The organism is Brevundimonas sp. (assembly GCF_029946145.1).
Taxonomy (GTDB): domain Bacteria; phylum Pseudomonadota; class Alphaproteobacteria; order Caulobacterales; family Caulobacteraceae; genus Brevundimonas.
In genome coordinates, this window is sequence record NZ_JAQSDY010000005.1 from 1 (window position 1) to 13511 (window position 13511).

11 protein-coding genes and 2 tRNA genes are annotated in these 13511 nt (G+C 68.4%); 8 read left to right on the forward strand and 5 right to left on the reverse strand.

Features of this window, described 5'->3' with window-relative positions; genetic code table 11:
- Window positions 1-107: 107 nt before the first annotated feature.
- Both PSV23_RS01030 and PSV23_RS01035 read right to left on the reverse strand, forming a co-directional pair.
- Window positions 108-181, reverse strand: a tRNA-Gly gene (locus PSV23_RS01030).
- A 76-nt stretch (window positions 182-257) separates the two neighbouring features.
- Window positions 258-341: transfer RNA gene (locus PSV23_RS01035), tRNA-Tyr, on the reverse strand.
- A gap of 146 nt (window positions 342-487) precedes the next feature.
- Between PSV23_RS01035 and rlmB the strand changes: the two genes are divergently transcribed.
- The gene (rlmB, locus tag PSV23_RS01040; protein ID WP_300465654.1) at window positions 488-1405 is read left to right on the forward strand and encodes a 23S rRNA (guanosine(2251)-2'-O)-methyltransferase RlmB; all 918 of its coding nucleotides are present in this window, start codon (window positions 488-490) and stop codon (window positions 1403-1405) included.
- 42 nt (window positions 1406-1447) lie between these two features.
- A complete protein-coding gene (locus PSV23_RS01045; protein ID WP_300465655.1) occupies window positions 1448-2293 on the forward strand; it encodes a YjbE family putative metal transport protein in 846 nt (281 codons plus the stop codon).
- Between the two features lie 63 nt (window positions 2294-2356).
- Here PSV23_RS01045 and metG read toward each other — a convergent pair whose 3' ends face one another.
- On the reverse strand, window positions 2357-4057 hold the full coding sequence (metG, locus tag PSV23_RS01050) for a methionine--tRNA ligase (protein WP_300465656.1): 1701 nt from the start codon (window positions 4055-4057) through the stop codon (window positions 2357-2359).
- Window positions 4058-4145: 88 nt separating this feature from the next.
- A complete protein-coding gene (locus tag PSV23_RS01055) occupies window positions 4146-5486 on the reverse strand; it encodes an MATE family efflux transporter (protein WP_300465657.1) in 1341 nt (446 codons plus the stop codon).
- 162 nt (window positions 5487-5648) lie between these two features.
- Here PSV23_RS01055 and PSV23_RS01060 point away from each other — a divergent pair, with 162 nt between their 5' ends.
- A complete protein-coding gene (locus PSV23_RS01060; protein ID WP_300465658.1) occupies window positions 5649-6344 on the forward strand; it encodes a hypothetical protein in 696 nt (231 codons plus the stop codon).
- Window positions 6345-6382: 38 nt separating this feature from the next.
- On the forward strand, window positions 6383-7990 hold the full coding sequence (locus tag PSV23_RS01065) for a carboxyl transferase domain-containing protein (RefSeq protein WP_300465659.1): 1608 nt from the start codon (window positions 6383-6385) through the stop codon (window positions 7988-7990).
- Here the strand turns inward: PSV23_RS01065 and PSV23_RS01070 are convergent.
- Window positions 7980-8297, reverse strand: coding sequence for a hypothetical protein (locus tag PSV23_RS01070; protein ID WP_300465660.1), 318 nt, complete (start codon window positions 8295-8297; stop codon window positions 7980-7982). The genes PSV23_RS01065 and PSV23_RS01070 overlap by 11 nt on opposite strands.
- Before the next feature lie 129 nt (window positions 8298-8426).
- Between PSV23_RS01070 and PSV23_RS01075 the strand changes: the two genes are divergently transcribed.
- From PSV23_RS01075 to PSV23_RS01090, 4 genes are all read left to right on the forward strand, one after another.
- Window positions 8427-9326 (forward strand): enoyl-CoA hydratase-related protein, encoded by a 900-nt coding sequence (locus tag PSV23_RS01075; RefSeq protein ID WP_300465661.1) that lies wholly within the window; start codon window positions 8427-8429, stop codon window positions 9324-9326.
- A 5-nt stretch (window positions 9327-9331) separates the two neighbouring features.
- Window positions 9332-10249, forward strand: coding sequence for a DUF3667 domain-containing protein (locus PSV23_RS01080; protein ID WP_300465662.1), 918 nt, complete (start codon window positions 9332-9334; stop codon window positions 10247-10249).
- Window positions 10250-10360: 111 nt separating this feature from the next.
- On the forward strand, window positions 10361-11473 hold the full coding sequence (locus PSV23_RS01085) for a DUF3667 domain-containing protein (protein WP_300465663.1): 1113 nt from the start codon (window positions 10361-10363) through the stop codon (window positions 11471-11473).
- Window positions 11474-11508: 35 nt separating this feature from the next.
- Window positions 11509-13413 carry a biotin carboxylase N-terminal domain-containing protein gene (locus PSV23_RS01090; protein ID WP_300465664.1) on the forward strand — a complete coding sequence of 635 codons (1905 nt, stop codon included), beginning with the start codon at window positions 11509-11511 and terminating at the stop codon, window positions 13411-13413.
- The last annotated feature ends 98 nt before the right edge of the window (window positions 13414-13511 follow it).

The following is a 13511-nucleotide window of genomic DNA, read 5'->3' on the forward strand; positions in this document are numbered from 1 at the left end:
CAATCGTGCCGATGTTGCAGTGCGGCTTGTTACGTTCGAACTTTTCCTTGGCCATGGCCAAAACTCCTGTGGCCCGGGAAGGGGCGATTGGGTCAGCTTGAGAATTCTGGAGCGGGTAGACGGAATCGAACCGACATATTCAGCTTGGAAGGCTGCTGTACTACCATTGTACTATACCCGCACGGAGACTGCGTCGGGCCGTAAAGCCTTCCGCAGCCGACCCGATGTGGGGTCCGGACCTTCGTTTCGAAACCGCGTGGTGGGGGAAGCAGGACTCGAACCTGCGAAGCTTACGCAGGGGATTTACAGTCCCCCCCCTTTGCCACTCGGGACATTCCCCCAGCGCGTTTTCGAACCGTCGGACCGATGCGCCGGCGACCTTTCGGCCGTCGAAACAACAAAAGCTCTCGGTGTCCCGCGTCGCCTGGTTTAGGAGGGGCGCCAGACCCGAAAGCCCTCAGGGCTCCAAATCGGAGGGCGTCTTATAGTGTCGAGAAATCCAGAACGCAACGACCGGAAATCGGGCAAAAAACCGGTTTTCGGCGACAAGTCCGCGGCTCGCCCGGGCGGGCCCGGAGCCGGCGCCAAGGGCCCGTCAGCAGGTGGTCCTGACCGCGGCGGCTGGAACCCGAATCCCAAGCCGAAGACCTTCAATGATTCCGCGCCGCGCCCGTCACGGGCCAAGGCGGACGCCGACAATTTCGTCTGGGGCCGTCATCCGGTCCTCGCCGCCCTGGCCAATCCGGCCCGCAAGGGCATGGGCCGGCTGCTGGCGACCGCCGACCGCGCCGCCGAGCTTGAGCGCGATCAGGCGGCCCACGGCCACAAGATCGAGATCATCGAGATCCAGGCCCTCGACCGCATGCTGCCGCCCGGCGCCGTCCACCAGGGCCTGGCCTTCAAGGTCCAGCCGCTGGAAGGCGTGGCGCTGGAGGATATCGCGGGTGACGGCGGCGTCATCGTCATGCTGGATCAACTGACCGACCCCCAGAACGTCGGCGCCATCTTCCGCTCGGCCCTCGCCTTTGGCGCAAAGGGCATCGTGGTCCAGGACCGGCACTCCCCCGCCCTCGCCGGAGCCCTGGCCAAGGCGTCGGCCGGCGCCACCGAACGCCTGCCCTGCGCCCGCGTGACCAACCTCAGCCGCGCGCTCGAGAAGCTGGCCGATCTCGGCTGGCGCGCCGTCGGTCTGGACGGCTCGGCCGAACTGACCCTGGAACAGGCGCTGGACAGCCGTCCGACGGTGCTGGTCATGGGCTCGGAAGGCGACGGCCTCCGCCGTCTGGTGGCCGAGCATTGCGACGTGCTGGCGAAGATCCCCATGCCCGGCGGGTTCGAAAGCCTGAACGTCTCCAATGCGGCGGCCGTGGCGCTGTACGAAGCCAGTCGGAAGCAGTCCGGCTGATCCGGCATTGATGCCCGACTGATCCTGTCCTAGAGCGCGCCCATGGAATTTCTCTCGTCTCCCGAACTCGCCAGCCAGGCCTCCGCCCTCGGCCAGGTGCTGATGATCGACCTGGTGCTGGCGGGCGACAACGCCGTCGCCGTCGGCCTGGCGGCCGCCGCCCTCGCGCCCGAGCAGCGCAAGAAGGCGATCCTGATCGGCCTCGCCGCCGCCGTCGTCCTGCGCATCGGCTTCGCCCTGATCACCGTGCAGCTTCTGGCCATTATCGGCCTGCTGCTGGCGGGCGGCATCCTGCTGCTGTGGGTCTGCTGGAAGATGTGGCGCGAACTGCAGGAGCAGCGCACCCACGATCAGGCCGAGGCCGAGGCCGAGCTTGAAACCGCCCTGTCCGCCCACCACGGCGGCGGCCCGCCGCCCGAGGCCCTGGGCCTCAAGCGCAAATCCTTCGGCGCCGCGCTGCTGCAGATCATGATCGCCGACGTGACCATGTCGCTGGACAATGTGCTGGCCGTCGCGGGCGCCGCGCATGAACACCCGTGGATCATGGTCTTCGGCCTGATCCTGTCCATCGGCCTGATGGGCGTGGCCGCGACCTTCATCGCCAAGCTGCTGACGAAGCATCGCTGGATCGGCTACGTCGGCCTGGTCATCGTCCTCTATGTCGCCGTGCACATGGTCTGGGACGGCGCGCGGTCGGTGGTCGTGCGAACCGACCGGATGGACGCGTTCAACGCCGCCGCCCCGGCCTTCCTGGACATCAGTGAAGAAGAGAAGGCCAAATACCTGAAGGGTGTGAGCGGCGAGGAGAGTTCGGCCCCCGCGACGGGGTTGCCGGCCAGGCCGGCGGAGTCTCCACCCCCGGCCGCGGTGGCCCCGCCAGCGCCCTGATACGAAAAAGGGCCCCGGTGCAAACCGGGGCCCTTTTTCTGTCCGGCGCCACGACGCGCAGGCTCAGGCCCCGCCGAACCGCTCCGACCATTCCGCGACCTGCACGTCCTCGATCTTGGTGAACAGCACCCCGGCGGCGGCCACGGTCTGGCCGCGCGGCAGGACGTCCAGCAGCCGCTCGTCCGCCGTCGGCCAGCTCAGGTCCGTGGCCCCGACGGCGGCGCCGATCCTGACCGCCGAGTCCGGCATCACCGGTGCGGCCAGACGCGCGAACAGGGCCACGAGGTTCAGGCCTGTGCGCACCCCCACCGCCGCCCGATCCACGTCGGTCTTGAAGGCGGTCCAGGGCGCGGCCTCCTGCAGATATTCATTGCCCAGCACCCAGACGGCGCGCAGGGCCACGGCGGCCTTGCGGAACTCCATGGCCTCGAACCAGGCCGTGGCCTCGGCGATGCCGGCGCGCAGGTCGGCCTCCAGCTTCGCCTCCAGAGGACCGGGCTGGCCCGCGTCGGGGACGACGCCGTCGAACTTGGACTCCGCGAATTTGACGATGCGGTTGACGAAATTGCCCAGCACGTCGGCCAGGTCCTTGTTGGTCGTCGACTGGAACTGCTCCCAGGTGAAGGCGGCGTCGGAATGCTCGGGTCCGTAGGCCGTCAGGTGCCAGCGCCAGTAGTCGGCCGGCAGCAGCTCCAGCGCCTGGTCCATGAAGACGCCGCGCTTCTGGCTGGTCGAGAATTTGCCGCCGTACCAGTTCAGCCAGTTGAAGGCCTTCAGCGTATCGACCGTCTTCCACGGCTCGCCCGAACCCAGAATGGTCGCCGGGAAGCTGACGGTGTGGAAGGCGACATTGTCCTTGCCCATGAACTGGACGTAGCGGACGTCGTCGGCGCCCTCGTCCGTCCGCCACCAGTTGCGCCAGGTTCCGCCGGTCGCATCGGCCCATTCCTCGGTCGCGCCGATGTATTCGATCGGGGCGTCGAACCAGACATAGAAGACCTTGCCCTCCATGCCGGGACGCGGCCCGCCGTCGGGACCGACCACCGGCACGCCCCATTTCAGGTCGCGGGTGATGCCCCGGTCGATCAGGCCTTCGTCGAGATGCTTCAGGGCGATCGAGCGCGCCAGGGTCTGCCAGTCCGTCTTCGACCCGATCCACGCCCGGATGCGGTCGGCCAGTTTGGTCTGCAGCAGATAGAGGTGCCGCGTGTCCCGGACCTCAAGGTTCCGTGAACCCGACACGGCTGAATACGGGTCTATCAGGTCGGTGGGGTCCAGCAGCCGGCCGCAGTTGTCGCACTGATCGCCGCGCGCGCCGACGTGGGCGCAGTGCGGGCAGGTCCCCTCGACATAGCGGTCGGGCAGGAAGCGGGCGTCGTCGACGGAATAGATCATCCGGTCGACACGCTCCTCGATCAGGCCGTTCTTCTCCAGGACCTCGGCGAAATGCTGGGTCAGGCGATGGTTCGGGGCGTTCGAGGAGCGGCCGAACCAGTCGTAGCTGAGGCCGAAGGCCTGACCCGCCGCCTTCTGGATCTCGTGCTGCTCGTCGCAATAGGTCCGGACGTCCTGCCCGGCGGCGGCGGCGGCCAGCTCGGCCGGGGTGCCGTGCTCGTCGGTGGCGCAGATGTAGAGCACCTCATGCCCCTGCGCCCGCTTGAACCGGGCGTAGACGTCCGCCGGCAGCATGGAGCCCGCCAGATTCCCCAGATGCTTGATGCCGTTGATGTACGGCAGCGCCGAGGTGATGAGGATGCGGGCCATGGGAATCCGGTCGTAAAATGAGCGCTGGATATAGAGGGGCGAAGCGGGCGCGTCACCTTCTCCCTCCCTTTCATGGGGAGGGAGAACGCTAGCTTGGCAGCCTCTTCGCCACTCGCACGAACCGTCCCGTCAGCAGCGCCGACGACACCAGACTGGCGATGATCACCGCCCAGACCAGGCCGTTCACGCCGATCTCGTGCGCGAACCACCAGCCCAGCGGCATCATGATCAGGCTGTAGGCGGCGAAATGCATGATCGTCGGCCACCACACGTCGCCCGCCGCGCGGTTGGCCGAGGCCGAGACCACCTGGATGCCGTCGGCGACGAAGAACAGGGTCGTCAGCACCAGGGCGGGGATCACCACCGCCAGCAGTTCAGGGTCCCGGTTATAGGCGCTGGCGATCAGGGGCGCGCCCGGCCACACGACCAGCGCCACGATCAGCGTCAGGGCGACCACCACGCCGATTCCGACCAGGCCGGCGCGCAGCACGCCGCGCCCGTCCCGCGCTCCGTAGGCCCGACCCACCAGCACCGCCGTCGCCGACGACAGGCCCATCGGGACCATGAAGACGATGGCCGAGACGTTCAGCACGATGGCCCAGGCCGAGGTCTCGATCGCCCCCAGCTGGCCGGCGATGAAGGTCATGGCGGCGAAGGCGCCGACCTCGATGAAGTACGAACTGCCGGCGCCGTAGCCGACCTTGCGCTGCTCCCGCTCGTCGGACCGGTTGCGCGCCGGACGGCGGAACACGCCCAGCGCCCGCGCCTCGGGCAGGCGGACGATGTAGACGATCAGGAAGACCGCCAGCGACGTCCGCGCGACGAAGGTGGCCCAGGCCGAGGCCGCGGCGCCGTCGATCCCGAGGCCGAGGATGTCAGGCACCAGCAGCAAATTCAGCGCCAGATTGACGCCATTGGCGATCCACATGGCCCACATGCCGGCCCGCGGCCGATGCAGGGCCTCGAGGAAGAATTGCGCCGCCACGCTGACCAGATAGCCGGGCATCGACAGGGCGAAGACCACCAGCACCGGCGAGGCCCCCTCGCCCAGCCCCGGAGCCAGACCCATGTGCTTCAGCGCCCACGGCCCGACCAGGATCAGACCGATCATCGAGATCACGCCCAGCTGGAGCGAATAGGTCACGCCCCGGCGCAGCACCCCGCCGACCTCGCCGCGCCGCCCCTGGCCGATCAGGCGGGCGGTCATGACCTGCACCCCCATCATCAGGCCGACGGCGGTGGTGACGATGATGGCCGTGGGGGCGAGGGCCAGCGAACTGAAGGCCAGCTCCAGCCCCGAGTAGTTGCCCACCACGATCACGTCGGTCAGGCCCATGGTCATGATGCCGATTCGCGCCAGCACCACCGGCCATGCCAGGTGCAGCAGCTCGCGCAGGGTCGTCCGGGTCTGGGTGTTGAAGCCGATCATGGGACGGCGGACAGGCCACGGCCGCGCAGCAAGGTCAACCAGGGAAAGCCGGGGGATCCATAAGCTGGACCACGACGGACATCCGCGCCACGGTCATTCCGGGCGTTGTTGACGTGAGGGCCCGCACCGGAGACGTTGGTCCTCTCGCTTCGGGAGATATCCATGCTGGACCTGCTGTTCGCCGCCGCCCTGATCACCGCCCCGGCTCAGCAGGACGAGCCTCCGTGCGAAGCCTATGACTCCGACCAGCTGAGCATCGGCGTAGCCATCGCGCCCGGCCGCCCCGGGGGGGAGATTCCGATCCACGCCAACGACGGCCTGCACGGCATGATCGCCGTGCCCCTGAAATGCTTCAGCGGGTGGACGTCCTCCAGCCCCGCCGTGACGATCGCGCCCGAGCGCCAGCGGGTCGTCATCGGGCGCGGCGCGACGCCCGGCGAGGATGTGGAGATCACGGGGACGCTGGGCTCGCGGACCGTGCGGACCCGATTCCGCATCGCGCCCGCCGAGGGGCCCGTTCTGACGGGCTTCTGGTCCCAAGCCTCGGTCGATTGCGGTGGGCCGGTTCCGCGCGATCCGCTGCGCGAACTGCGGTTCAACAGCGACGGGCGCTTCGCCGTCACCTTTGTGCCGTTCGAGGTGCGCCAGGATTACTGGGGATCGGTCGAGTTCGATCCGGCCGCGGGGCGCATCGGCTTCGTCGTCGAACGCGGCAACACCGTGCCGGCCGGCCTGATGCTGAAGGGTCGTGCTCGGGTCGAGGAGGATGGCCGGCTGGCGCTGGACGGCGTCTATTTCGGCGGGCTGGAGTCCGCGCCGCCCGCCGAAGGCTGCCGCTACGTGTTCCAGAAGCGCTAGGGCTTTTCCCGGCGCGGCAAGCCCCCTACACCAGCGGCATGCCCAAGCTGACTTCCGCGATCGATCCGCACAGCCCCGCCTTCAAGGTCCTGGACGCCCACAACCGGGCGCTTCGCGACGAACTCCATGCGAAAGTCGCGAAGGCGGCCCGCGGCGGAACGGACGCCAGCCGCGACCGCCACGTCTCGCGCGGCAAGCTGCTGCCCCGGGACCGCGTCGACCGTCTGCTGGACCCGGGCTCGCCCTTCCTCGAGATCGGCCAGCTGGCCGCCAACGGCATGTATGGCGACGCCAGGGATCCCGACGGAGCGCCCGGCGCGGGGATGATCTGCGGCGTCGGCCGGGTGTCCGGCCGCGAGGTCATGATCGTCGCCAACGACCCGACGGTGAAGGGCGGCGCCTACTTCCCCCTGACCGTGAAGAAGCACCTGAGGGCGCAGGAGATCGCCGAGCAGAACAACCTGCCCTGCGTCTATCTGGTCGATTCCGGCGGGGCCAACCTGCCGCACCAGGCCGAGGTCTTCCCCGACCGCGACCATTTCGGCCGCATCTTCTTCAACCAGGCCCGGATGTCGGCGAAATCGATCCCCCAGATCGCCTGCGTCATGGGCTCCTGCACGGCAGGCGGCGCCTATGTCCCTGCCATGTCGGACGAGACGGTGATCGTGCGCGAACAGGGCACCATCTTCCTCGCCGGCCCGCCGCTGGTGAAGGCCGCCACCGGCGAGGTCATCTCGGCCGAGGAACTGGGCGGGGCCGAGACCCACGGCCGCCGCTCGGGCGTGGTCGACTATGTCGCCGAGAACGACGAGCACGCGCTGGAGATGGTCCGCACCATCGTCGACAGCCTGAACACGGTGAAGACCGTCGCCATGGACGTGCGCGAACCCCGCGCCCCCGCCTATGACGCCGAGGAACTGTACGGCCTGATCCCCGACGACGTCCGCGCCCCCTATGACGTGCGCGAGGTCATCGCCCGGCTGGTCGACGGCTCGGAGTTCGACGAGTTCAAGGCCCTGTACGGGACCACGCTGGTCTGCGGCTTCGCCCGCATCTGGGGCTATCCGGTCGCCATCCTCGCCAACAACGGCGTGCTGTTCTCGGAAAGCGCGCTCAAGGGGGCCCACTTCATCGAACTGGCCTGCAAGCGGAAGATACCGCTGGTCTTCCTGCAGAATATCTCGGGCTTCATGGTCGGCGGCAAATACGAGGCCGAGGGCATAGCGAAGAACGGGGCCAAGCTGGTCACCGCCGTCGCGTCGGCCGAGGTTCCGAAATTCACCGTCCTGATCGGCGGCAGCTTCGGGGCCGGCAACTACGGCATGTGCGGCCGCGCCTTCGGGCCGCGCTTCCTGTTCACCTGGCCCAACAGCCGGATCAGCGTCATGGGCGGCGAACAGGCCGCCGCGGTGCTGGCCACCGTCCACCGCGACGCCGACAGCTGGACCCCGGAACAGGCGGAAGCCTTCAAGGCCCCGGTGCGACAGAAATACGAGGACGAGGGCAATCCGTACCACGCCACCGCCCGTCTGTGGGACGACGGGATCATCGATCCGGTCCAGACCCGCGACGTGCTGGGCCTGGCCATTTCGGCCAGCCTGAACGCCCCGATCCCGGAGACGACCTTCGGCGTGTTCAGAATGTAGGACGACGCCGAACCGGCTCGTCCAGCGCCCACCGATGCGAGTCCGGGCCGAAGGGCAGGTCGAACAGATGGGGCGCCCCGCTGTCCGGATCGGGATGGGCGTGCAGTTCGAAGGCCGACAGCAGGGCGCGGCGGGTGCGGTCGGCGGCGAGGCCGTTCAGCCCCTTGCGCTGCAGGATCCGGCCGATGACCACGTCGCGGTGGGCGGCCCCGCCCTGATCCACCAGCTGTTGCCGGATTTCGGCCGCCAGTTTCGCCTTGACGGGCGTCAGTCGCGCCGGTCTGCGGTTTCGCGGTGCTGGCGCCATCTCGTCCCCGCTGTTCGCGTTTGTCTTTTCGCCAATCAAGTCCCGTGCGATGGGGCTGTCAAGGAACGCGGCTCCGCTGCCAATCGGCGAGCGATGCGTTACAGTCGAATATCCCCAAGGACGCGACCCATGACCGACAAGCCCACCGAAGCCGACCTCAACGCCCTCGACGTCACCCCCGGCGAGGCGGCCGAGATCAACGCCATAGCCCACCCGCTGCTGGCCGACCCGGCGCCGGACGCCAATGACGATCTGGTGCAGATCGATTCCACCGCCGACGGCATCGTCTTCGTCACCATCAACCGGCCGGACAAGCGCAACGCCTTCGACGCCCCGACGGTCGCCGCCCTGTACGAAGCGTTCGAGACCCTGCACGGGGCTGACAATGTACGTCTGGTCTTCGTCCGCGGCGCGGGCGGGACGTTCAGCGCGGGCGCCGACCTGGTCTGGATGCAGGATGCGGCCGACTGGTCCGAAGGCGACAACCGCGACGACGCCATGGGTCTGGCGAAGATGCTGAAGGCCCTGCACGACGTCCCGGCCCTGACCTGCGCCATCGTCGAGGGCGCGGCCATGGGCGGCGGCGCGGGCATCGTCGCCGCCTGCGACATGGCCGTGGCCGTCGAGGGCAGCCGCTTCGCCTTCTCCGAGGTCAAGCTGGGCCTGATACCGGCGACCATCGCCCCCTATGTCGTCGAGGCCGTCGGCGCCCGACGCGCCCGCCAGCTGTTCCTCTCGGCCAACATCTTCGACGCCGACTATGCGGCCCACGCCGGCCTGATCGACATGGTCCTGCCCGAGGGCTCGGTCGACGAGTTCATCTCCATGCTGACCGACAGCATCAGCGCCAACGCCCCCGGCGCCATGGGCGAGGCCAAGCGGCTGGTCAACGACATCGCCGGCCAGAAGATCGACCACGGCCTGATGGAAGAGACCGCCAAACGCATCGCCCGCGCCCGCGTGTCCGCGGAGGGGCAGGAGGGCGTCCGCGCCTTCCTCGAAAAACGCAAACCCAACTGGGCCCAATAAGACCAATGGCGGGGGGCGCTGCGACCACGGCGGACAGGCCGAAACGGGTGCGTGCGGCGAAACCCAAGGGGCCGCCGTGCGCCAATTGCGAGGCGGCGCTGGTCGGCGCCTTCTGTCATGCCTGCGGACAGAAGGCGCATCTGCACGACAAGCTCAAGCACCTGATCGAGGAGTTCGCCGAGGGCATCGCTCACTTCGACGGTCGGCTGTGGCGCACCCTGCCGCTGCTGGCGCTCGATCCCGGGCGCCTGAGCCGGGAATGGATGGCGGGACGCCGCGTCCGCTATGTCGCGCCCCTGCACCTGTTCCTGTTCGCGGTCTTTCTGCTGTTCCTGATCCCGAATTTCACGGGCCGGCACATGTTCGATTTCGGCCACGACCCCGAGGTGGCGGAGCGCGCCGCCAGCTTCACCACGCGCGGATCCGACGGAACACTGAAACGGATCAACCCCAACGATCCCGAAGCGCTGCGCAACGAGATGAACCTGTCCGGGCCGGTCGTCGGCATGATCGAACTGGTCACGAAGCTGGGCAAGAACCCGCAGTACTACGGCTACAAGATGGAGGCCCTGGCCTACAAGCTGTCGTTCGTGATCGTGCCCATCTCGGTCGCCATCCTGTGGCTGATGTATGCGTGGCGGAGGCGGTTCAGCCTCTATCACCATGCGGTGGTCTCACTTTACGGCCTGGGCTTCGTGGCCCTGTTGCTGGCGTTGACCAGCCTCTTTCCGGGGCCGGTGACGACGGCTCTGAACCTGCTGATCTTCGCCCTGGCCCCGATTCACGCCGCCCGGCACCTGCGCGGCGCCTATGGCGGCGGCTGGATCCAGACGATCGTGCGCACTCTCATACTCGGCCTCCTGACGGCCTTGTCCTTCGGCGGATTTCTGCTGGGCGTCATGTTCCTGGGCTTGACCAGCTAGCCGCCTCGGGCTTGACGCGGCCTTGACGGAGCCCGGGCGTCAGGGATGGTGCGCGGCTTTCGCGAAAACCATACACAGATCCGGGCTCAACGGAATCAGACAGGGGTATCGATGTCGGGGGAACTGGAAACGGCGGCGCTGGCGTCCGGCGGCGGCTGGCTGAAGTGGAAGCGCGAGCACGCGGACATCCCGCCGGGCACGCCCTGCGCCAACTGCGAGACGCCGCTGGCCGGTCCTCACTGTCATGAGTGCGGCCAACTGGCCGAGGACTTCCACAAGTCCGTCTGGAAGCTGATGGTCGAGGCGGTCGAAAGCCTGCTGCACCTCGACGGCCGGCTGTTCAGCACCCTGCCCGGCCTGATCCGCCGCCCCGGCAAGCTGACCCGCGACTATATGGAGGGCAAGCGCGCCTCCCAGGTCGCGCCGTTCCGCATGTTCCTGGTCATCCTGCTGATCGCCTTCTTCGTCGGCCACGCGGCCATGAAGGCCGGAGCCAACCATCAGGAATCAACCGATGGCGATCACGCCGCTTCGGCCTCCGGACGCTCGACCAACCTCAACACCCGCGTCATCCCGCCCGGCAGCGCCGCCATGGCCGAGTTCGAGCGCGATGTCATGGCCGACCCCGACCTGACCGCAGCGGAGAAGCAGACCCAGCTCGCGGCCGCCCGGGGCGACTGGGTCGGCTTCAGCCGCAATCTGACCGCCGATGTGACCGCCAAGGCCAGGGCGAACGCCGCCGAGGCGCCGAAGATGAAGGACGGGCCCGACGCGGAAAACCTCAGGGGCTTCAAGGAGTGGATCGAGACGCGGCAGGCCGCGATCAAGGACGACCCCGAGCGGTTCGCCCTGATCATGGAGATCTGGGCCCACCGCGTCGCGATTCTGGCCCTGCCGGTGTCGGCCCTGATGCTGACGGTGCTGTTCGCCTTCAACCGGCGTTTCTACGTCTTCGACCACGTCATCTTCTCGATGCACTCGCTGTCGTTCCAGCTGCTGCTTCTGATCATGATCATGGCGCTGAGCGTCCTGACGCCGCTGGCCTGGTGGCTGTTGTGGCTGGCTCCGGTGCATCTGTTCCTGCACATGAAGGGCGCCTATCAGCGCAGCGTCTTCGGCACCCTGGCCCGGATGTTCGTCCTGTTCACCCTGACGACGGTGACCTTCAGCCTGCTGGCCATCCTGTGGCTGTACCTCGGCTTCAACGAGATGGCCGGACACTGATGGCGGCGGCGGCGGCCAGCGGCTAGAGAGACCCCATGTTCAAATCCGTCCTGGTCGCCAATCGCGGCGAGATCGCCTGTCGCGTCTTCCGCACCGCCCGCCGCATGGGCATCCGGACCATCGCCGTCTATTCCGAAGCCGACGCCAAGGCCCTGCATGTCCGCGAGGCCGACGAGGCCGTGCTGATCGGCCCCGCCCCGGCGCGCGAATCCTATCTGGACGCCGCCAGGGTGCTGGCCGCGGCGAAGGCCACGGGCGCCGAGGCCATCCACCCCGGCTACGGCTTCCTGTCCGAGAACGCCGATTTCGCCGAGGCCGTGACCGCCGCCGGTCTGGTCTGGATCGGCCCGCCGCCGGCCGCCATCCGCGCCATGGGCCTGAAGGACGCGGCCAAGACCCTGATGATCGCGGCCGGCGTGCCCGTCACCCCCGGCTATCAGGGCGAGGACCAGTCCGAGGAGACCCTGACCGCCGAAGCCGCCCGCATCGGCTATCCCGTCCTGATCAAGGCCGTCGCCGGCGGCGGCGGCAAGGGCATGAAACGCGTCGACCGGGCCGAGGACTTCGCCGCCGGCCTCGCCAGCGCCCGGCGCGAGGGTCAATCGTCCTTCGGCGACCCGCGCGTGCTGATCGAGACTTACATCACCCGCCCGCGTCACATCGAGGTGCAGGTCTTCGGGGACAGGCACGGAAACGCCGTCCACCTCTACGAACGCGACTGCTCGCTGCAGCGCCGCCATCAGAAGGTGATCGAGGAAGCCCCCGCTCCGGGCATGGACGCCGCCACGCGCAAGGCGGTCACCGACGCCGCCGTCCGCGCCGCCCGCGCCGTGAACTACGAGGGCGCCGGCACCATCGAGTTCATCGCCGACGCCTCGGACGGGCTGAAGGCCGACCGCATCTGGTTCATGGAGATGAACACCCGGCTGCAGGTCGAACATCCGGTCACCGAGGCGATCACCGGCGTCGATCTGGTCGAATGGCAGTTCCGCGTCGCCGCCGGCGAACCCATTCCGCTGAAACAGGACGACATCCCCCTGAACGGCTGGGCCATGGAAGCGCGTCTCTACGCCGAGGATCCGGCGCACGGATTCCTGCCCAGCATCGGCCGGCTCGACCATTTCGTCATGCCCGAAGGCATCCGCGTCGACACGGGCGTCGAGGAAGGCGGCGAGGTCAGCCAGTTCTACGACCCCATGATCGCCAAGCTGATCGTCCACGCCGACACCCGCGAGGAAGCCGCCGACGCCCTCGCCATCGCCGCCGGCGAGGTCGAGGTCTGGCCGGTGAAGACCAACGCGGGCTTCGTGATGAAATGCCTCGATCATCCGCGTTTCATCGCCGGCGATGTCGACACAGGCTTCATCGCCGCCGAGGAAGCCGATCTGGCCGCCTCGCCCCTCTCGGCCCTGGGCCTCGAGGACGCCGCCCGCTTCCTGCGCGCCGCCGACGCCGCCTCCGCGGGGGACGATCACGCCAGCCCGTGGGACGGCTGGAACGGCGCCATCGGCTTCCGCGCCAACGCCCCCGCCACCTCGACCCAGCGCGTCATCGTCAATGGCCGGCCGCACGACGTCCCCCTGCTGACCAATGAACAGCCCGTAACCAGCTATGTCGCGCTGTCAGCGGGCGAGGGCGTCGTCTTCGAGAACGGGTCGGCCTTCGAGATCCGCGCCTTCGTCCCCGCCGGGGCCGGGGGCGGAGCCGCCTCCGACGGCGCCCTCCGCGCACCCATGCCCGGCAAGATCGTCGCCACGCCCGCCAAGGCCGGCGACACGGTGACCAGGGGCCAGCCCATCGTCGTGCTGGAGGCCATGAAGATGGAGCACGCCCTCGTCGCCCCGTTCGACGGCGTCGTGGGCGAAGTCGGCGTCTCGGTGGGCGATCAGGTCGCGGACGGGACCGTGCTGGCGGTGGTGACGGCAAGCGGCTCGCAATAATTCCGTGCATCCCCGCGAAGGCGGGGACCCAGTGCTTTCGTGGGGCACGGTGTATGGGATCGACGGCCGACAAACCGGTGACGCAATCCAAAACCTGG